Origin of the sequence: Streptomyces sp. NPDC006872, from assembly GCF_040635845.1 — a bacterium.
In the GTDB taxonomy this organism is placed as follows: domain Bacteria; phylum Actinomycetota; class Actinomycetes; order Streptomycetales; family Streptomycetaceae; genus Streptomyces.
This window is the reverse complement of sequence record NZ_JBEYIL010000024.1, coordinates 24,557-45,164: the sequence shown is the minus strand read 5'-3', so window position 1 is coordinate 45,164 and position 20,608 is coordinate 24,557. Positions and strand designations below refer to the sequence as shown.

General features: G+C 70.5%; 15 protein-coding genes. 4 read left to right on the top strand and 11 right to left on the bottom strand.

Features of this window, described 5'->3' with window-relative positions:
• On the top strand, positions 1 to 1,275 hold the full coding sequence (locus tag ABZ725_RS45445; protein WP_358808241.1) for a chloride channel protein: 1,275 nt from the start codon (positions 1 to 3) through the stop codon (positions 1,273 to 1,275).
• A gap of 43 nt (positions 1,276 to 1,318) precedes the next feature.
• Here ABZ725_RS45445 and ABZ725_RS45440 read toward each other — a convergent pair whose 3' ends face one another.
• The 4 genes from ABZ725_RS45440 to ABZ725_RS45425 form a co-directional block, all read right to left on the bottom strand.
• The gene (locus tag ABZ725_RS45440; protein WP_358808240.1) at positions 1,319 to 1,987 is read right to left on the bottom strand and encodes a hypothetical protein; all 669 of its coding nucleotides are present in this window, start codon (positions 1,985 to 1,987) and stop codon (positions 1,319 to 1,321) included.
• Between the two features lie 174 nt (positions 1,988 to 2,161).
• A complete protein-coding gene (locus ABZ725_RS45435; RefSeq protein ID WP_358808239.1) occupies positions 2,162 to 3,940 on the bottom strand; it encodes a cation:proton antiporter in 1,779 nt (592 codons plus the stop codon).
• Positions 3,941 to 3,967: 27 nt separating this feature from the next.
• Positions 3,968 to 4,888 (bottom strand): aldose 1-epimerase family protein, encoded by a 921-nt coding sequence (locus tag ABZ725_RS45430; RefSeq protein WP_358808238.1) that lies wholly within the window; start codon positions 4,886 to 4,888, stop codon positions 3,968 to 3,970.
• 229 nt (positions 4,889 to 5,117) lie between these two features.
• Positions 5,118 to 6,071, bottom strand: coding sequence for a DUF389 domain-containing protein (locus ABZ725_RS45425; protein ID WP_358808237.1), 954 nt, complete (start codon positions 6,069 to 6,071; stop codon positions 5,118 to 5,120).
• A 276-nt stretch (positions 6,072 to 6,347) separates the two neighbouring features.
• On the opposite strand from ABZ725_RS45425, the gene ABZ725_RS45420 reads away from it, so the two are divergent.
• From ABZ725_RS45420 to ABZ725_RS45410, 3 genes are read left to right on the top strand one after another with little or no spacing between them, the layout of a single operon-like run.
• Positions 6,348 to 8,168, top strand: a complete 1,821-nt coding sequence (locus ABZ725_RS45420; RefSeq protein WP_358808236.1) for a glycoside hydrolase family 15 protein — start codon at positions 6,348 to 6,350, stop codon at positions 8,166 to 8,168.
• A 3-nt stretch (positions 8,169 to 8,171) separates the two neighbouring features.
• Complete coding sequence (locus ABZ725_RS45415; RefSeq protein ID WP_358808235.1) at positions 8,172 to 9,116, top strand: cyclase family protein; 945 nt, start codon at positions 8,172 to 8,174, stop codon at positions 9,114 to 9,116.
• A 34-nt stretch (positions 9,117 to 9,150) separates the two neighbouring features.
• Positions 9,151 to 10,731 carry a GMC family oxidoreductase gene (locus ABZ725_RS45410; protein ID WP_358808234.1) on the top strand — a complete coding sequence of 527 codons (1,581 nt, stop codon included), beginning with the start codon at positions 9,151 to 9,153 and terminating at the stop codon, positions 10,729 to 10,731.
• Between the two features lie 11 nt (positions 10,732 to 10,742).
• On the opposite strand, the gene ABZ725_RS45405 is transcribed toward ABZ725_RS45410, so the two are convergent.
• The 7 genes from ABZ725_RS45405 to ABZ725_RS45375 all read right to left on the bottom strand — a co-directional run bounded on the left by ABZ725_RS45405 (position 10,743) and on the right by ABZ725_RS45375 (position 20,589).
• Positions 10,743 to 11,783 (bottom strand): cytochrome d ubiquinol oxidase subunit II, encoded by a 1,041-nt coding sequence (locus tag ABZ725_RS45405; protein ID WP_358808233.1) that lies wholly within the window; start codon positions 11,781 to 11,783, stop codon positions 10,743 to 10,745.
• Complete coding sequence (locus ABZ725_RS45400; protein ID WP_358808232.1) at positions 11,783 to 13,270, bottom strand: cytochrome ubiquinol oxidase subunit I; 1,488 nt, start codon at positions 13,268 to 13,270, stop codon at positions 11,783 to 11,785. The genes ABZ725_RS45405 and ABZ725_RS45400 overlap by 1 nt, the downstream gene beginning before the upstream one ends.
• Positions 13,267 to 14,565: an NAD(P)/FAD-dependent oxidoreductase gene (locus ABZ725_RS45395; RefSeq protein WP_358808231.1), complete on the bottom strand. Its 1,299-nt coding sequence runs from the start codon at positions 14,563 to 14,565 to the stop codon at positions 13,267 to 13,269. Before ABZ725_RS45395 ends, ABZ725_RS45400 begins: the two co-directional genes overlap by 4 nt.
• A gap of 6 nt (positions 14,566 to 14,571) precedes the next feature.
• A complete protein-coding gene (locus ABZ725_RS45390; protein WP_358808230.1) occupies positions 14,572 to 15,408 on the bottom strand; it encodes an SDR family oxidoreductase in 837 nt (278 codons plus the stop codon).
• Positions 15,409 to 15,633: 225 nt separating this feature from the next.
• Positions 15,634 to 16,845, bottom strand: coding sequence for a transglycosylase family protein (locus ABZ725_RS45385; RefSeq protein WP_358808229.1), 1,212 nt, complete (start codon positions 16,843 to 16,845; stop codon positions 15,634 to 15,636).
• Between the two features lie 111 nt (positions 16,846 to 16,956).
• Positions 16,957 to 18,429 carry a hypothetical protein gene (locus ABZ725_RS45380; RefSeq protein WP_358808228.1) on the bottom strand — a complete coding sequence of 491 codons (1,473 nt, stop codon included), beginning with the start codon at positions 18,427 to 18,429 and terminating at the stop codon, positions 16,957 to 16,959.
• Between the two features lie 57 nt (positions 18,430 to 18,486).
• Complete coding sequence (locus ABZ725_RS45375; RefSeq protein WP_358808227.1) at positions 18,487 to 20,589, bottom strand: glycoside hydrolase domain-containing protein; 2,103 nt, start codon at positions 20,587 to 20,589, stop codon at positions 18,487 to 18,489.
• Positions 20,590 to 20,608: the final 19 nt, after the last annotated feature.

The window sequence follows — 20,608 nt, the reverse complement described above, 5'->3', positions numbered from 1 at the left end:
ATGCTGCGTCGGCCCGAGTACCGGCGGGCGTTGGTGTTCTGCGGCTTGATCGGGATCCCGGTGTCGTTGGTCGCGTTCTGGTTTCTCGTCCTGCTCCATCAGTTGGAGAATCTGATCTGGGTGGACTGGCCGCACGATCTCGGGTGGACGGATCCGCCGTGGTGGTGGCCCTTTCCGCCGGCTCTGCTGTCCGGTGCGGTCGTCGCCCTGGTCGTCCTGCGGTTTCCGGGCCGAGGAGGACACATCCCGGCGGCGGGCCTGCACTCCGGAGGGGCGTCGAAAGCCGCTGTTCCCGGTGTGGTCCTCGCCGCGCTGGCCAGCCTCCCGCTGGGTGCCGTTCTCGGGCCCGAGGCCCCGCTGATCGCCCTCGGCGGTGGTCTGGCGCTGGTTTTCCGGGATCTCGTACGCGCTCCCGCGACCGAGGCGAGCACGGCGCTGCTCGGCGCCGCCGGTGCCGCGGCAGCCATCTCCGCGATCTTCGGCAGTCCGCTCGTGGCGGCCGTGATGCTCATGGAAGTGGCCGGAGTCGGCGGGCCGCAACTGTTCGCGGTGATGCTCCCCGCCCTGCTGTCCAGCGGGATCGGCGCCATCGTGTTCACCGGTTTCGACCACTGGACCGGACTGAAGACCGGGAGCCTCGACATCGGGCTGCCCGCTCCGCCTCTCCTCGACACCGGGGACGTGCTGTGGTCGGCGCTGATGGCAGCCGTCATCGGGGTGGCCGTCCACGGGGTCATGGTGGGCGGACGGATCGCAGCGCGCTTCGTGTCCGCACACCCGTTGCGCAGCACGGTGCTCTGCGCACTCGCCGCGGCGGGCTGCGCGGCTCTCTACGCGGTCGTCACCGGCCGTTCGCCGTCCGAGGTCTCCCTGTCCGGCCAGGCCGCTCTGGCGCAACTCGCCCAGCACCCCCACGCGTGGTCGGTCGGCAGTCTGGTGGCGGTCCTGGCGTTCAAGGGCGTCGCGTACGCGCTCTGCCTGGGAAGCCTTCGCGGCGGTCCGACCTTCCCCTCCTTGTTCCTGGGCGGGGCGGTGGGCGTCCTGCTGTCGCCCCTGCCGGGACTCGGCGTCGTAGCCGGTATGGCGGCGGGCATGGCCGCCGCGTGCGCCGCCGCGCTGCGGCTGCCCGTCAGCACGGTGGTGCTGGTCGTCCTGATGGTGGGCAACTCGGAAACGGTGCCCGTGATCGTGCTGGCCGTCGTCGTGTCGTTCGTGACCACGGAGTTGCTGCCACAGGGACCGGGGATTCCTGCGTTCGGGCCGCGAGTCGGCTGAGCACGTCGTCCGGCGTCGCCGCGGCCTTGATGGGGGGAATTGATCAGGACGCACCGACAGGTCCGGCCCTCGGTCGGAAACTGGCCACGAGAATATGCAGGCTGACGACAAGTGCCCATACGGGGAAGACCAGCTCGAACCAGGCGAAGTTGCCCGACAGGAGAAGCAGCGCCAGGGCGACGAGATAGCCGAAAAGGGAAAGCCAGCGCGGAAAGACTCCGAGCCGATGCCCGATGGTGGAGGTGGAGAAGACGAATACCGCGGCCATGCGCATCGCGTAGGTCGTCAGGAGGCTGTAAGTGACGTGACGGCCGAATGACCACCCTTGCAGCCTGGAGCCGGACCCGGACACATCGGCCGTGACCAGTAGGCCGCCGGCCGCCGCCGCGGCCCCGAAAAGAGTCGCCACGAACAGCAGACCGCTGCCCAGGAAGACCATGGCGAAGAACTGGTCCTCGGCTTCCCCGATGCGTGCGCGCACGGCGCCCATGAACCACAGGAAGAAGATGCCTGCGAAGGGAATGAGGTTGAGCGCCGTCTGTACGGTACGCCGACGCGAGGGGTCGATGATCCAACTGTTGCCCACGTTGCTGGGCTCGTCCGGTACCGCTACGCGGATCAGAACGATGGCCGCGGCGAGCAGGAGGGCGAAGACGATCCCCACCAGTCCAGCGGCTCGTGGAGTGCGCAGCGCCTGAAGCTTCCTCTCCATGGGCGGTCTTTCGCTTCCTCTCCCAGCCGGTGTGTCCTCGTCGGCGACGGTCCCTCGTCTTCCCCCGTCCGGTGCAGCCTCGCGCGGACGCCCGGCGGGCGGCCAAGACCAGCAAGCACCGGTACAGGTCGACGTGCCACCCGGACTGTCCATGCGGGTGACGTGAAAGTCGGCCTACTGGGGCGGGCTCTCGGTACCCCGTCGGCCCGGGGCCAGCAGGACGGCCGTGTCCCCCGGCCGGGGCAGTGGCGTGCTGCCTGCCGTGACCGGATCGAGGCGGCCGTCCCGCCGTACGAGGAACAGCAGATCGCTGCCGGGCCGCAGGGCGTCGCCGGCGGGCTGCCCCAGGACGGCTGCCCCCTCCTCGTACCTGCGGGAGAACGTCGGCCAGGTCAGATCCGGGCCGAACAGAACCTCGCCGCCGATGAACGGCGCCACCACGCCGTGGCTGTCGGCCGGTGCGTTGAGGCGGTGGACCGTACCCTCCACGCCGCCTCGCAGAATCACCGCCGCCAGTGCGTTGAAGTCGTCCTCGGCGGTGAGGAAGTACACCTCCGTGATGCCCTCCAGCTCGGCGGCCCCACCCGTGGCGGCGCCCAGCAGCTCACCCGGCGCAAGCTCGATCCCGGCCTGCCGGACCCGCTCGCGCTGTTCCTCTTCCCCTGCCCACATCAGCACCTCCAGCCCTGCCGACTTCAGGGCCACGCCCAGGTCGACCACCCAGGGGTCGCCGCCGACCAGCAGGGGCCGCGAGCGGGACGGGCGCACGACGCCCAGGCGCCGGGCGACGGTCGAGGCGGTCAGACCGTAGAGCGTCACGGTCGCGACGATGACCACGAACGTGGCCGGAAGGATCTTCGACGCGCCGCCGATCCCCTTGGCCACGAGGCCGGCCGAGAACGTCGAAGCCGTGGCGGCCGCGACGATCCCGCGCGGCGCCATCCAGCCGATGAAGCCCCGCTCGCCGCGTGTCAGGTCGGTGCCCAGGGTGGACACGACCGCGACCAGCGGCCTGACGACCAGCACCAGAAAGGCGGCGAGCCCGAGCGCGGGCAGCCACACATGGCGCAGCGAGTGCGGGGTGACGGTGGCCGAGATCGAGATGAAGAGCAGGCCGAGGATCAGGCTGACCAGGGTCTCGAAGAACGGCCGACGCGCGGGTGCGTTCATGCCGGGCAGGTTGGCGACGGCCAGGCCCATCACCACGGCGGCGATGAGTCCCGTGTCGTCGCGCAGGACATCGCAGAGCGCCGCGACGCCGACCACCGAGGCAAGCTGCGCCGTGGTACCGAGGATCTCGCTGAGTCGCAGCACCCGGAGCAGCACCCACAGCAGAGCCGCCCCGACCGCTCCTCCGGCCGCTCCGATGCCCACGCTGGCCAGGAATTGCAACGCCCCACTGCCGAGGTGGTGGTCCGAGCTCGCCACGACCGCGTGGAAGACCAGTGCTCCCAGGACACCGCCGACCGGGTCGATGAGCGAGCCTTCCCAGATCAGGATGCGCTGGAGCCGGTCCTTCGGTCGTACGAAGCCCAGCAGCGGCCCTACGACCGTCGGCCCCGAGACCACGAGGATCGCGCCGATCATGACGGCCGCCCGTGAGGACATGCCCAGCAGCGGCGCGGCGAGGAGCGCGCCGAGCAGCCAGGTGACCAGGACACCGATCCAGATCAGCCGGACGACGACACGGCGGGTGTGGCCCTTCAGCCTGGCCAGGTCCAGCCCGAGGCCCGCGTCGTAGAGGATCACGGCCACGGCCAGCGACACCAGCGGTGAGAACGCCGCCCCCAGCAGCTGCTCGGGGTCGACGTCGTCGATCAGCGCGCCGGCGGCGAAGCCGACCGGCAGCAGGACGATGAGGGCGGGGACGCGCAGGCGGGCGGCCAGGACCTGCGATCCGACGGCCAGGACCAGGATCAGTCCCACGCCGATGAGCACCTGGTCCGTCGTCACAAGTGGCCCTTTCGATGCGTGGTGCCGTCACTCCCCCCACGGTGTGATCCCCCAGCGGACGGTGTGCTGCTCGCCCGGGCCGAGGCTGACCAGCCCGGCGCCGCTGCGGAAGGCGTCCGGCGGGCAGGTCATCGGCTCGACGGCGACCGCGCGACGGCGCTCCCCCGGTGGCAGGGTGTCGCCGGTGTAGAGCTGTACGTAGTCGGCGCCCTCACCCAGCCACACGTCCGTGCCGAACGCGCCCGACGGGTGGGCCAGGCGCACCACGGCCCGCCCGTCCGCGTCCCGGTCGAGGTCGCCGAAAGGGGTGTCCAGCCGGAGCGCACCGACGACTCGTGGCGTTCGCAGGTCGTACGCGGTCCCGGCGACCGGCTCGGCGGCGACCGGCAGGCCGCGCTCGTCGGTGCGCAGCCATGTCCGTGCGGGGACGGTCAGCACTGCCTGGTCGACGACGGCGGTGCCCGCGGTGACGTAGGGATGCTGGCCGAAGCCGTAGGGTGCGGCGCTCGTGTCGAGGTTGCGCGCGGTGACGGCGACTTCGAGTCCGCTGTCGCCCAGGGCGTACTCGGCGCGGACGTGGAGGTGGAACGGATAGCCCGGCTGCGGCCACAGCGGAACCTCCAGGACCACGCGGCTGTCGCTCGCCTCCACGACCCGCCACGCGACCCAGCGGAGCAGGCCGTGGATGGCGTTGCCGCCGGTCGGCTCGGTGAGCGGCAGCTGCTGCTCCTGCCCGTCCCAGGGGTATCGGCCGTCGCGGATGCGGTTGGGCCACGGCACCAGGATCTGGCCGCGCCCGCCGGTGATCCGGTCCTGCTCGGCGAAACCGTCGAGCACGGTGCGCTCACCGACCGCGTACGACTGCAGGGCCGCGCCCAGCTCGACGACGACGGCGCTGTGCGTGCCGTGACGGAGGGTCAGTTGCCGTCCGGTGCGGCTTTGCTGCACGCGTGGCCTCCTCGTCCGCCCGGTCGGCGTCCTCGGACGCCGACGTAGTGGTGGCCCGGGGTGCCGGCCCTCCCGTCGGGAGCGTGCGGCCCCTCATGGACCCGGTCAAGCGCAACACGTTCCCGTCGGCGCAATCGCCGGGCAGGTTCGCCCGCCGGGGCCACAGGCGGGAGCGGGCGGCGGTCGACGCACGGGCGCTCGTGCCGTCTCACGGACGGGGGTCGCGGCGTCACCCGCTGCCCGTGCGCCTGCTGCGACGGCCGATGCTCCGCCAGACAGCCCGTTGGAATCTGAGCATCAGCACGCCCACCAGGATCAGCAGCACGATGTTGAGCAGGAGCTGGATCAGGGATCCACGCGCCTCGTGCCAGCTGGAGAACGCGCAGGAGACGCCGATGTCGGCGGCGGCCGGGATGGTGGTGACGGAGATGAAGACGCCGAGCAGCGCGCTCGTCCTGGCCTGGGTCAGGGACATGATCCCGACGATGCCGGCCAGCACCGCGACGACCACGGAGAAGAAGTTGGGGGCGTCGATCAGCGTGGAGACCGGTCTGAAGCCCAGGTCGAATGCCCTGGGTTGAAAGTCGAGACCCCGGATCGCCCACGAGAACAGGAAGGTCACCAGGACGGCCAGCAGGAATCCCACGGTCAGGGCGAACAGGCCCTGCCGGATCCTGGTGCCGTTGCCGCGGTCGATGCCCAGCGCAATGCTGGTGATGGCGCCGTACTCCGGTCCTACGACCATCGCCGCGACGATCAGGATCTGGGAGTTGGTGATGATTCCCACCGCCCCGATGACGCCTGCGATGACCAGGTAGATGTAGAAGCTCGGCAGATAGGTGCCCTCGGCTCGAATGCGTGCTTCGACCTCCTCCCAGACCGGCGCGTGCGCAAGCGCCCCGAGTTGCTGCTGCTCCGCCGCGGCCGCGGTACCGGAGAAGGCCATCTCGACCGGCTCGATGACGATGGATCCGCGACGGTCGAGTTCCAGTTCACGCAGACCGCGCAGCACGGTGTTGGCCGCGCCCGCCAGGATGTCGCACTCGATCGCGTCGCCGTCGGGGTTGTGCGCCAGTTCGGCGAGGACGACCAGGTTGAAGACATAGCGGTCGTCGGTCAGCAGCCCGACCGCCCGGGGGGTGAGATCAGGGGGGCTCACCAGCCGGACGTGGATCATCTCCATGCGGCCAGTAACGCCCGATGGGCGGGGGTCGGCAAGCCGGATGCGGTGCTCGGCTCCGGCGCCCCGGTCGCTTCGGTCGCCCGGCCGAGGCCCTCGGCTGCGACGGGCCTGTGGCAGGTCACCGTTGCGGCGGAAGAGTTCCCGGTCCGTCGGCCGCCGGACCGTCGTCACCGGTTGCGGTGAGCGACCGATCGTGGACCGCTTCCGACGCGCAAGGGCCACCCGAGTGGCCGATAGTGGACGTAGGGGGCTCTTGTCCGAGAACTCGGAGCAGCCATGGACCGCTACCCTCCCATCGCCGAACACGGCCTGGTGGGCGACCTGCAGACCGCCGCGCTCGTCTCGTCGCAGGGTGTCGTGGACTGGTTCGCCGCTCCCCGGTTCGACTCTCCCAGTATTTTCGCCGCGCTGCTCGATCACGACCGCGGCGGGTACATGCGACTGTCCACCGAGCACCCCGACGCGACCTGCAAGCAGCTCTACTACCCCGACACGGCCATTCTGGTGACCCGGTTCATGTCGCCGGACGGAGTGGGCGAGGTCGTCGACTGCATGCCTCCGGACCGGCCCCACACCGCCACCGACCGTCACACCCTGATACGCGTCGTGCGTTGTGTGCGGGGAACCGTCGACTTCACGCTCGAGTGCCGGCCGCGCTTCGACTACGGCCGGGCCGAGCACCGGCTGGAGCTCGGCGAGAACACCGGCCTGTTCCGGTCCCCGGGGATGGACGCGCATCTGCAGACCTCCTTCCCCCTGGAGCGGGACGGCCAGGACGTACGCGGCAGGGTGACGCTGAGCGCCGGCGAAGCCGGCGGCGCCGTGTTCACCGTCTGCGCGTCCGGCGGCGAGGCACCCGCACCCCTCACGGTCGACGGGCTCACCGCACAGGTCGATGACACCAGCCGCTTCTGGCAGACCTGGTTGCACCAGTCCCGCTACCGGGGCCGCTGGCCCGAGCTGGTGCACCGCTCGGTCATCACCCTCAAGCTCCTCACCTACGCCCCCACCGGCGCGCTGATCGCGGCGGCCACCATGGGCCTGCCCGAGCAGGTCGGCGGCGAGCGCAACTGGGACTACCGGTTCACCTGGGTACGCGACGGCGCGCTGTCCGTGCGGGCCATGCTGGACCTCGGCTTCGTCGAGGAGGCCACTGCCTTCGTCCACTGGCTCGTCGACAGACTGCACGAGCGCGAAGGCAAGGAGGAAGAGCCGCTCCAGACGATGTACCGGATCGACGGCAACCCCGACCTGCCGGAGGAGACACTCGAACACTTCGAGGGCTACCGCGGCTCCTCCCCCGTCCGCATCGGCAACGGCGCCGCCGACCAGCTCCAGCTGGACATCTACGGCGAGGCCCTCTACGCGGTGTCCCAGGGCCTCGGGATCGCGCAGCAGACCACGTACCGGGGATGGAAGACGATGGCCGGGACGCTGGACTGGCTCGCCGACCACTGGGACCGGCCGGACGAGGGCATCTGGGAGACCCGCGGCGGCCGCCAGGACTTCACGTACAGCCGCGTGATGTGCTGGGTCGCCTTCGACCACGGGCTGCGCCTGGCCGAGCACTTCCGCAGGCCCGCCGACCTGGAGAAGTGGCGCAGCGCCAGGGACGCCGTCCTCGAGCAGGTGATGGAACGCGGCTGGAGCGAGCAGGAGGGCGCCTTCGTCCAGCACTACGGCGGTGATGTCCTGGACGCTTCCCTGCTGCTCATGCCCAGGGTCCAATTCATCGCCCCGAAGGACCCGGCCTGGCTCTCCACGCTCGACGCCATGGACCGCAAGCTCGTCTCCGACAGCCTCGTCTACCGCTACGACCCTGCCACATCGCCGGACGGGCTGCGCGGTTCGGAGGGCACGTTCAGTCTGTGCACCTTCCTCTACGTCGACGCGCTGGCCCGGGCGGGGCGGCTGCCCCAGGCCCGCTACACCTTCGAGAAGATGCAGACCCACGCCAACCACGTCGGGCTCTTCGCCGAGGAGATCGGTCCGAGCGGGGAGCAACTGGGCAACTTCCCCCAGGCGTTCACCCATCTGTCGCTCATCATGGCGGCCACCACCCTCGACGAGGCGCTCGACGCGGAGAGCGGGCGCTGACCCATGGTCACGCATGCCCGTCCGGCAGGACCGCCGCCGCTGACCGAGGACGAGTTCGGCGTGCTGTACCGGCGGCTGCGCTCGCGCGCCGCCTGGGCCGCGGGTGACCGGGGCGCATTGGACGCACTCACTCCCGCCCGGGTGCTGGCCGCCACCCGCGAGGTGCGGACCGGCCGGACGGTCACGCTCGCGGCGCCGGTGGAAACGCTGCCCGGCCCGGACAATCCGGAGCCCGCGCGGCACCGGATGAGCGGGCAGCCGGACGCAGACGCCCCGGGCGGGCTCCACTTCGCGAGGGACAGCTTCGCGATGAACGTGCACGGCGACGCCGACAGCCACATCGACGCCCTCTGCCATGTGATCTACGACGGCACACTGCACGGCGGCGTGTCCGCGAGCAGCGTCACGGCGGGCGGGGCCACGGCGCTCTCCATCGAGGCGGCGCGCGACGGGATCGTCGGACGCGGCGTGCTGCTGGACATCCCTCGGCTGCGCGGCGTGCCCTGGCTCGAACCGGGTGATCACGTCAGCGCCGACGACCTCACCGCGGCCGAGACGGCACAGCGTGTCCGCGTGACCGAGGGCGACCTCCTGTTCGTCCGGGTCGGCCATCGCCGACGCCGCGCCGAACTGGGCGCGTGGCACGCGGCGGACGCGCGCGCGGGGCTCCATCCGTCCGCGCTGGAGTTCCTGGCGGACCGGCGGGTCGCCGTGCTCGGCGGCGACGGGAACAACGACACAGCCCCGAGCTCCACCGAGGGCGTCGACTTCCCCGTGCATGTGCTGGCGGTCCACGCCATGGGCCTTCATCTGCTGGACTACCTGCAGTTCGAGGACCTGGCACCGGTCTGCGAGGCGGAGGGACGCTGGTCGTTCCTCTGTGTGATCGCCCCGCTGAGGCTGCCGGACGCCACCGGCTCGCCGGTCAACCCGACAGCCGTCCTGTGACCCGATTGCATGACTCCTAGAACGGGACCCTCTCATGGCCGACGATCAGCGCTACGACGTCATCGTCATCGGTACGGGAGCGGGCGGCGGTACGCTCGCGCACCGGCTCGCCCCCACCGGCAAGCGGATCCTGATCCTGGAGCGCGGCGGCTACCTGCCGCGGGAGCGGGACAACTGGGACTCCACCGCCGTCTTCGTCAAGGGCAAGTACCGTGCTCCCGAGTTCTGGTACGACAAGCACGGCAACCAGTTCCCCCCGGAGGTCAACTACTACGTCGGGGGCAACACCAAGTTCTACGGCGCCGCGCTCTTCCGGCTCCGGCCCGAGGACTTCGGCGAACTGCGCCACCACGACGGCGTCTCACCGGCCTGGCCGATCCGCTACGAGGACCTGGAGCCGTACTACACCCAGGCCGAGCACCTCTACCTGGTGCACGGTCGGCACGGCGAGGACCCCACCGGAGGGCCGACCAGCGCGCAGTACGCCTACCCGCCGGTCGAGCACGAGGCGCGCATCCAGCAGCTCAGCGACGATCTGGGCAAGGCCGGTCTGCACCCCTTCCACCTGCCCATCGGCGTGAACCTCACCCAGGACGAGAACGGCCGGGCCACCCATGACAGCGTCTGCATCCGCTGCGACCGGGTCGACGGCTTCCCCTGCCTGGTGGGCGCGAAGTCCGACGCACAGGTGATCTGCGTCGACCCGGCGCTCAAGTACGACAACGTCACGATGGTGACCAACGCCCATGTGCGCCGCCTGGAGACCGACCCGACCGGACGCACCGTCACCAGGGTCGTCGCCGAGCTCAGGAACGGAGTGACCGAGGCATTCAGCGCCGACATCGTGGTGGTCGCGGCCGGTGCGGTCAACTCCGCCGTCCTGCTGCTGCGTTCGGCCAACGACAAGCACCCCGGCGGCCTGGCCAACAGCTCGGACGTGGTGGGACGCCACTACATGCGTCACAACAACCTCGCGCTCATGGCGGTGTCGAAGGAACCGAACCCGACCAGGTTCCAGAAGACCCTGGCGCTGAACGACTGGTACCTGGGCGCGGACGACTGGGAGTATCCGCTCGGCGGCATCCAGATGCTCGGCAAGTCGGACGCCGACCAGATCCACGGCGAGGCGCCGCGCTGGGCCGGTGCCGTCACGCCCGACATGCCCTTCGAGGTACTGGCGCACCATGCCGTCGACTTCTGGCTGTGCGGAGAGGACCTCCCGCTGGCCGAGAGCCGGGTCACCCTCGACAAGGACGACGCCATCCACCTTGCCCTCGACGAGAAGAACAACATCGCCGGGCTGAAGCGCCTGCAGCACAAGCTGCGAGGGATGCTCGGGCACCTGGGCATGCACGAGCACCACCTGCTGGATCACAGCATCTATCTGCACAAGGGCATGCCGATCGGCGCCACCGCGCACCAGGCCGGCACCGTGCGGTTCGGCGACGACCCGAGGAGTTCGGCCCTCGACGTCAACTGCAAGGCCCACGACCTCGACAACCTCTACGTCGTGGACACCAGCTTCTTCCCCAGCATCGGCGCCGTGAACCCGTCCCTGACCGCCATCGCCAACGCCCTGCGGGTCGGCGACCACATCGCCGACCGGCTGAACTGACGAGCGCCTCGCTACACGTTGTCCCCCGGCGTTCTGGCGGCCCGGGTGTCGGCGTCGGTGAGCTCCTCCAGCTCACCCATCATGTCGAGCCGGTAGAGCAGCACCAGCGCCGGACCGACCAGCACGATCGCGACGACCGTGACGATCACCAGCCAGCGCAGGGTGTGGGACGCGCCGGCCGCTTCGGCCACCGTCAGCGAGGTGGGCAGCGCATAGGGCCGCTGCGCGAAGCCCCAGGCGCCGACGGTCAGGGCGACGCTCGCCACCGAGGTGTAGCGGGACCAGCCGTGGGACCGGCGCAGCAGAAGCAGCACCGTGGCCATACCGCAGACGGCGGCCAGGACGATCAGCAGCAGGCCCAGGCCCCCGGTGAGGCCGTCCCAGACGTACCGGGCGTCGTTGTGGGTGACGGGCAGGCCGATGAGCGCAAGGACCACGACGGCGCCGAAGGCGATCAGCGCCCGTGCGCGGAAGTAGTCGACGAGATCGTGCGCGCCGAACCGCAGGGCGTCGGAGCAGAGGAAGACCGCCCCGAGGAAGGCGGTGGCCGCGATGGCCAGCAATCCCACGAGGACGGAGGTTCCATTGGCCCAGGCATCCGCGGAGGCGGTCGTGCCGACCTTGACCCGGCCGGAGGCGATGCCGCCGAGCACCGTCCCGAGGAAGAACGGCGTCACCAGGGACGCGACGGCGAACATCGCGCCGTAGACCCGTCGTTGGGCCAGTCGGCGGGACGGCTTGCGCAGGGCGAACCCGGCGCCGCGGAGCACCAGGCCGACGGCGGCGAGGGCGAGCGGCAGCCACATCGCGGAGAAGACGGCCTGGAACATCGTCGGGAAGCCGGTCCACATGATGACCAGAACGAAGATCAACCAGACGTTGTTGACCTCCCAGACCGGTGCCATGGCGTGGTCGATGAGCCAGCGGGGCCGTTTGCCGCGCTCCGCGCCGCCGGCCAGGAGGTCCCAGAGGCCCGCGCCGTAGTCGGTGCCTCCGGCGCAGGCGTAGGCGGCGATCGCGAGCACCAGTACCCATGCGATGAATGCGGCCACTACGACGCACCGCCAGGGGTGTGGTCGGACCCGCCGCCGGGCGCGGCCCGGGCGGCTGCGGGCTCGGGCTCGCTTCTGGGCCCGTACGGGGTGTCGGTCTCCGGGGGCAGTTCGCCGCGCGGGGCGGCCAAGCCCTCGTCGGCGACGCGCCAGCGGATGCGCATCTTCAGGACGACCGCGAGGAACGCGCCGAAAACGGCCACGTACACGACGATGACGATGCCGAGCATCGCCCACAGCGATCCGGCGCTCGTGCTGGTCACCGCCTCCGAGACCCTCATGTGCTGGTAGACGATCCAGGGCTGGCGGCCGACCTCCGTGGTGATCCAGCCGCACTCCACGGTGACCAGGCAGGCGACTCCCGCGATCGCGGCGCAGCGATAGAACCAGCGGCCGCCGGGGTTGTCCCGGTGTCGCCACCAGGACCAGGCGTACCAGAGCGCGAGCAGGATCAGCAGGCTGCCGACGGTGACCATGATGTCGAAGGCCCAGTGGGCGATGGTGGCCTGGACGACGGTGGGGCGGTCGGCGGCCGGCACCGACGTCAGCCCGGTCACCTGGGTGCTCGGTTTGAAGCCGGCGAGGATCGAGTCCAGCTGGGGGATCTTGAGTCCGCCGGAGATCGTGCCGTCACTGTTCAGTCGTCCGAACATGTACTCGGGCACATGGGTGTCGGTCTTCCAGACGATCTCCGTGGCGGCGAACTTGATCGGCTGCTTGTGGAAGACGGCGCGAGCGGCGGAGTCGCCGAGCATGAACTGGACCGGTGTGAGGATCGAGGCGACTGTGAACGGGACGGTGAAGCCGAGCCGGTGGTAGCGGTCGCGGCGTCCGCGCAGCCAGCCGACCGCGTACACACCCGCGACGACGTAGCCGGCGGTCAGGAGCATCGCGACCACGAAGTGCCAGTACTCCGGGCCGAACATCGGTGTGAAGATCGCCTGCTGCACATTGACGTCGACCGGATCGCCCTGGGCGTCCAGGCGGAACCCTTGCGGGGTGTTCATCCAGGAGTTGGCCGCGATGATGCCGAACGATCCCATCAGGGCGGCCAGCGGCAGCGGTACGGCGAGCCAGAAGTGGGTCCAGGGTTTGAGGCGGCGCCAGCCGTAGAGGTAGATCGCGATCAGGATGGCCTCCAGGAAGAACGCCCAGGCCTCGATGCCGAACCCGAGGCCGAACACATCACCCCAGCGGCCCATCAGGCCGGGCCACAGCAGGCCGAACTCGAAGGACAGCACGGTGCCGGTGATGATGCCGATGGCGAACTGGACGGCCATCACCGCCGACCAGCGGCGGGCGAGGGTGAGGGCCACGGGGTCGTTGCGGCGCAGCCCCCGGTGGTGCATCAGCAGAGTGATGAACGGCAGTGCCACGCCGAACGGGACCAGCAGGATGTGCGAGGCCAGGGTGAAGGCCATCAGCTCACGGGCCGGCAGGAGTTGGGCCGGGGTGCTGTTCGCCAGAAGGACTGCGGTGCTGATCATGTGCGCCTCGTATCGGGCAGGGTGAAGGCGCGTTCGCGGCGCGAGCCGGTGGCGAAGGCGACGGACCAGCTGAGCACCGCTCCCAGCCTGCTGCGGAAGCCGGTGAGGAAGGCCAGGTGGATGAAGAGCCAGGCGAGCCAGCCGGTCAAGCCCGACAGATGCAGCGGCCCGACCTTGACGACGGCCCGGCCGCGGGCGATGTAGGCGGCGCTGCCGAGATCCACGTACGTGAAGGGCTTCGGCTTCTTCGTCCTGACTTCGACCTGGTGTCGCACACTCCGGCCCGCGTACGCACCCGACTGCATGGCGACCTCGGCCAGTCCCGGCAGCCGGTTCAGGCTCATCACGTCGCCCGTGACGCGGATCTCCGGATGGCCGGGGAGGGTGAGGTCGGGTTCGACGAGGATGCGTCCGGCCCGGTCCTGTTCGGCACCGGTCGCCCGGGCCAGCGCGGCTGCGATCGGCGGTGCCTCGACGCCCGCCGTCCACAGCACGGTGCGGGCGTCGAACCGGGTCGTCGCCCCGCCCTTGTCTCGTACCGTCAGGCCGTGCTCGTCGATGTCGGTGACCACCTTGCCCAGGTGGAGCTCCACACCGAGGCTCTGCAGGGTCCGGGCCGCACGGGCGGCGAGCGGCGGGCCGAACGCGCCCAGCACCGCGTCGGATCCCTCGAAGAGCAGCACCCGAGCGTTGGCGGAATCGATCTTCCGGAACTCCCGTTCGAGCGTGTGGCCGGCGATCTCCCGGATCTGTCCGGCGAGTTCGACACCCGTCGGGCCGCCGCCGACGAGTGCGAAGGTGAGCCACTGGTGCCGTTCCCGGTCGTCCGCGGCCGTTTCGGCCATCTCGAACGCCCGGTAGATCCGTCGGCGGATGTCCAGCGCGTCGTCCAGGGTCTTCATTCCGGGGGCGTGCGCGGCGAACTCGTCGTGCCCGAAGTAGGACTGGCTCATGCCCACCGCGACGATCAGATCGTCATACGGCAGCGCGAGGGCTCCGCCGTCGGGTCGCCGGGCGTGGACCAGCCGGGCCCCGGCATCCACGTCGGTGGCCTCGGCGAGCACGCAGCGCACGTTGTGGTGGTGCCGCAGGACCCCGCGCAGCGGTCGGGCGATCTGCCCCTCGGACAGGATTCCGGAGGCGCACTGGTACAGCAGCGGTTGGAAGAGGTGGTGGGCGCGGCGGTCGACCACGGTCACCGCGACCGGCGACTTCCGCAGGGCGCGGGCGGCGAACAGCCCGGCGAACCCCCCGCCGAGGATCACCACCCGGCGGGGCGTGACGTGATCCTGCATCGGAGATCAGCCCCCGGTGGCGAAGCCGGGAAACAGCGTCATTCCGCCGTCGACGTAGAGGGTGGTGCCGACGACGTAGTCGAGCAGGTCGGAGGCCATGGCGACGACGGCGTCGGCGATGTCGTCCGGGTCGCCCACCCGGCGGTACGGGATCAGGCGCAGCAGCTCGGTCTCGGCCTCGGGGGTGGACCAGGCGTCGCGGTTGATCGGCGTGCGGATGGCGCCGGGCGCCACCGCGTTGACCCTGATCCGATGGGGGGCCAGCTCCTGGGCGAGGGTCTGCATCATCATGCCCACACCGCCCTTGGAGGAGGCGTAGTTCACGTGCCCCGACCACGGGACGATCTGGTGGACCGAACTCATGCAGATGATCTTCCCCGCCGACCGGGAGACCTCTTCCACCACACCGCGCCGGATGAACTCCTTGGCGGCCTCGCGCGCGCACAGGAACTGACCGGTCAGGTTGACGTCGATGACCTTCTGCCACTGGGCGAGCGTCATCTCCGTCAGGGGCGCGTCCCGCTGGAGGCCCGCGTTGGCCACCATGATGTCGACGGTGCCGAACTCCTCGACCATCCGCGCGACCATGGCGATCACCTGGTCCTCGTCGGACACGTCGGCCTCATGGGCGTAGGCGCGGACCCCGAAGCCCTCGATCTCCTTCACAACGTTGTCCGCCTCGTGCGCACCGACGACGTAGTTCACCACGACGTCCGCCCCGGCCCGCCCCAGGGCAATGGCGGTCGCCAGACCGATGCCCGAGTTGGCACCGGTCACCAGCGCCTTCTGGCCCCTGAGAAGCTGCGCGGACGTCGTCCCGCGATTCTCGACTTTCGCTGCCACCACGATCTCTCCTTGGGCGTTTCGGACGGCACGCCGCAGGAACGGGCGACGCGTATGAGGGAGGCCGGGGTCCGGCCGGCCGCCGGGACAGACACAGGAGCCGTGGCACACCCGGCCTCCAGACGAAAGCACCCTGCGCCGAGGGCGAGTCCGACCGGCACGCTGTGCCCCCGATTTCGGCACGGCACGTCACACGGTCGGGCTACGAGCCGTCGGCGTCATGACTCAGGCGTTGGTGCCGACGTGGAGGGTGCCGTCAGGGGTGGCGGCGGCGTAGGTGCCGAAGATGGCGCCGTTGTCGTCGACCAGGCTGCTGACGGACCAGTTGCCGGTGGTGCCCTTGCGGACGCGGTCCCAGACGTCGCCGTTGACGACGGCTTCGACATGGAGGTCGCCGTTGGGCAGGCCGGCCGAGGAGATCTGCTTCACCGCGCCGCCGGCGTCGATCTTGGCGGAGTTGCCCCAGGCCCCGCCCTCGGAACGGGTACGGTCCCAGACCTCGCCGCCGACGAGGGCCTGGACGTGCAGGGTGCCGTCTGGCAGAGCAGCGGAGGCCACGTCCTTGATGCTGCCGTTGCCGTCGATCTTCGACGAGGCCCCCCAGGTGCCGTTGGCGGCCCGGGTACGGTCCCAGATCTCCCCGTTGACCAGCGCCTGCACATGCAGGGTCCCGTTGGGGAGGGCGGCGGAGGCGACATCGGTGACGGCGCCGCCCGCGTCGATCTTCGACGAGGCGCCCCAGGTGCCGCCCGCGGCGCGGGTACGATCCCAGATCTCGCCGTTCACGACGACCTGGACGTGGAGGGTGCCGTCGGGCAGGGCGGCGGAGGCGACGTCGGTGATGTTGCCGTTGCCGTCGATCTTCGTCGCGTTGCCCCAGCCGCCGCCCGCGGCGCGGGTGCGGTCGAAGACCTGGCCGCCTGCCAGGGTCTGGACATGGACCGTGCCGTTGGGCAGACCGGCCGCGGAGACGCTGTTGACGGCGCCGCCCTCGTCGATCAGGTCGGCGGTGGCGTCCCACGGGCCGCCGTCGGGTCGCGTCCGGTCCCACACCCGGCCGCCCTGCGGAGCGGCGGGCGGGTACGGGTCGGCGTGGTCGCTGCCCAGCCCGGCCAGCGGCCCGCACGACGGCCAGGCACCCTCGCCCTGCCCCGCGAGGACCTTCTCGCCGGTCAGTATCTGCTCCTTCTTGGTCGCCAGGTGCGGATAGGTCGCGTAGGCGTCGCCCCCGTATGCGTTCCAGGTGCTGAGGCTGAACTGCAGCCCGCCGTAATAGCCGTTGCCGGTGTTGATGCTCCAGTTGCCGCCGCTCTCGCACTCGGCGACCTTGTCCCAGGTGGCGACCGAAGCGGCCTGCGCCGGGCTCGCCGGCGCGGTGGTCAGGACCATGACAGCGGCCGACACCAGGAGAGCGGCGGTGAGTCTGCGGGTGGACACTGAAGGCCTCCAGGATGGTGAGAAGGACATGGGAAACCCCGGTGCCCGGGCGGTGCCGGGCACCGGGGTGGTGGTTCAAGAACCTGACGGTGCTAGAGAGTTGACGTACCGTCAGGCGTTGGTGCCGACGTGGAGCGTGCCGTTAGGGGTGGCGGCGGCATAGGTGTCGAAGATCGCGCCGTTGTCGTCGATCAGGCTGCTGACGGACCAGTTGCCGGTGGTGCCCTTGAGGACCCGGTCCCAGACGTCGCCGTTGACGACGGCCTGGACGTGGATGTCGCCGTTGGGCAGGCCGACGGAGGAAAGCTGCTTCACCGCGCCGCCGGCGTCGATCTTCGTGGCGCCGCCCCAGGCACCGCTGGCGGCGCGAGATCGGTCCCAGATCTCGCCGTTCACCAGCGCCTGCACATGCAGGGTCCCGTCCGCCCCGGCGGCCGAGGAGAGGTCCGTGATGGCGCCGCCCGCGTCGATGCGGGAGCTGCCGCCCCAGGTGCCGTTGGCGGCCCGCGTACGGTTCCAGATCTCACCGTTCACGACCGCCTGCACGTGCAGGGTCCCGTCGGCCAGCGCGGTGGACGCGATGTCCGTGATGGCGCCGCCCGCGTCGATCTTCGTGGAATTGCCCCAGGTGCCGTTGGCAGCGCGGGTGCGGTCCCAGATCTCGCCGTTCACCAACGCCTGGACGTGCAGGGTGCCGTCGGGCAGGGCGGCGGAGGCGACATCACTGATGTTGCCGTTGGCGTCGATCTTCGACGAGGCGCCCCAGGTGCCGCCCGCGGCACGCGTACGGTCCCAGATCTCCCCGTTGACCAGGGCCTGGACGTGCAGGGTGCCGTTGGGAAGACCGGCCGCCGAGACCGCGTTGACGGCCCCGCCGGCGTCGATCAGGTCGGCGGTGGCGTCCCAGGGGCCGCCGTCCGGACGCGAGCGGTCCCAGACCCGCCCGGCGGGCCGACTCGTCTCACCGACGATGCTCTTCAGCCGCGCGGGCTTGAAGGTTCCGTACCCCGAGAAGTACGGGTACGGGATCGGGCGGTAGTGGACCCCGGAACCGGTGAACTCGTAGCCCATGTACTCCGTGTGGGTGGAGTCCGTCCACGAGGAGAAGAGGGCGACGTGCCCGCTGCTGCCGCTGGCCTCGTTCAGCAGGACGTCACCCGTCTTCAGGCTGTCCTTGGTGCTCCACTCCGCCACGTCCTCCGGGATGAACGTGTTGGTGGTGAGGGACGAGCCCAGGTTCCAGGCCATCGAGACATAGCCGGAGCAGTCGGTGCGCCAGCCCTGGTAGTAGCCGGACTGGTTGTAGTCGAGGCCGATCCCGACCCAGCTCTTGGCCCGGCGTATGACCTCGTCGCGGGTGATGGCCGGGGAGGCCACGGCCGCGGCGCGGCTGTCGGAGGCGCTGCCGGCCACCGGTGTGACCGGGCCCTGTCCGCTGCTGCCGTGGTCGGCGTCCGCGGCGGCGGACACGCCCCCCGCGGGGGCCGCCCCGGCGGTCTGGGCGGCTCCCAGGAGGCTCGCCGCCACGACGGCCATGCCGACGGCGGCGGCTCTGCCGCGGTGTTTGAACATGGTGAAGGACACAGTTCTCCTAAGGGAGTTGGCGAATGAGGTGCAGCGAGGTGAGGTGAGAGACGTCGGTCAGGCGTTGGTGCCGACGTGGAGGGTGCCGTCAGGGGTGGCGGCGGCGTAGGTGCCGAAGATGGCGCCGTTGTCGTCGACCAGGCTGCTGACGGACCAGTTGCCGGTGGTGCCCTTGCGGACGCGGTCCCAGACGTCGCCGTTGACGACGGCTTCGACATGGAGGTCGCCGTTGGGCAGGCCGGCCGAGGAGATCTGCTTCACCGCGCCGCCGGCGTCGATCTTGGCGGAGTTGCCCCAGGACCCGCCCTCGGAACGGGTACGGTCCCAGACCTCGCCCCCCACCAGGGCCTGCACGTGCAGGGTCCCGTCGGGCAGAGCAGCAGCAGCCACGTCCTTGATGCTGCCATTGCCGTCGATCATCGTGCTGCCGCCCCAGGTGCCGTTGGCGGCCCGCGTGCGGTCCCAGATCTCCCCGTTGACCAGGGCCTGCACATGCAGGGTCCCGTTGGGGAGGGCGGCGGAGGCGACATCGGTGACGGCACCGCCCGCATCGATCTGGGTGGAGTTGCTCCACGTGCCGTTGGCGGCCCGCGTGCGGTCCCAGATCTCGCCGTTCACGACGGCCTGGACATGGAGGGTGCCGTCGGGCAGTGCGGCGGAGGCGATGTCCGTGATGGCGCCGTGGGCGTCGATCTTCGTCGCGTTGCTCCAGGTGCCGTTGGCAGCGCGGGTGCGGTCCCAGATCTCACCGCCGACGAGGCTCTGGACGTGGACCGTGCCGTTGGGCAGTGCGGACGCGGAGACCGAGTTGATCGCGTCGTTGGTGTCGATCAGTTCGGCGTTGGTGTCCCAGGGGCCGCCGTCCGGCCGGGACCGGTCCCACACCCGGCCGTGCGGAGCGGCGGCCGTGGAGATCTGGACGTCCAGGTAGTCCTGGTCGATGTTGATCGTGACGCCGCCCCAGGTCTCACTGTGGCCGCCCGAGTACTGGTGGATCCGCTGGTGGTTGCTCCAGCGCGAGCTCGGCACCACCGGATCGGCGGTGTCCGCGACGCCGTTCCAGAGCGCGTCGAAGATCACGTCCGGCATGGTGTAGCCGTTGTAGTTGTCGACCAGGTCCTTGATGCCGGAGGCGCTGCTGCTGTAGATCCCGGAGTGGTAGCCCCGGGAGTGGAGTTGCTCGGTCCAGGCGGACTCGAAGGCCAGCACCTTGGAGCTGAGCGACGAGGAATACGCCTCCATGTCGTAGTAGAGCGTCGAACCGGGGCTGAACCCGAGCGCGACGGCGTCGCTGATGGCGGCGTTCGCGGCGCTGATGCCCTGGTTGGCGGGCGAGGTGATGCCCGAGGCCTGCGTGCCGACGTAGATCGGGATGAACCGCCATCCGTCGTCGGCCTGTTGCTGTACCCAGCTCGCCGTGAGGTTGGGCTGGCTGCAGGCGCGCTGCGAGCCGCCGATGTAGATCCCGACCGCGCTGTAGGGCGAGCTGGTCTGCCAGGCGCTCATGGCGGCGGCGGAGGGGGCGGCACAGGCGTCGAAGCCCTTGCCGGTGAAGTTGGTGGCGGTCGCCGGCAGGGCGTCGGCCTGCGCGGTGAGAAGCGGGGAGGACGGCGAGGACGCCCCGGCCTGAGCGGATTCCTGGGTGCGGGGAGCGGTGGCCGGGATCTCGGCTCCGCTCAGGATGTTCCGGACGAGCGCCGGGTCCGTGCTGTACGTCGCCGTGACGCTCACCTTGGCCGCCTTGGCGCGGTACTCGCGCTCGAGGGGCTCGGCCACGGTGCCCCGCCGGTCGGCCGGGTTGTCGGCCGGCTCGATGAGCAGGGCCTCGGTGCGTCCCACGAGGTGGCTGGGGCAGTCCTGGTCGGCGCCGGGGTGGCCGAGGTACACCGTGTGCCGGTCGAATCGCACGCAGGCATTCGGGGTCTTCGCGAGGTCGACCACCTCCCAGGAGCTCGGCACGGTGAACCGGTGTCCCCGGTAGTCCAGTTGTCTCCCGGTGGTCGGTGCGTCGGCCTGGGCCGGAGCAGTGCCGAGCGCGCCGAGACCGAGGGTCACCAGAGCGGTGACCGCGGCCGTTCTCCGGGCTCTCCGTCTCCGGGAGCCCGCGTTCTTCTTCGGGTCGTCCTTGTTCGGGTCGTCTTTCTTCGTGCGTAAGCGCATTCGTGTCCCCTGATTGCTG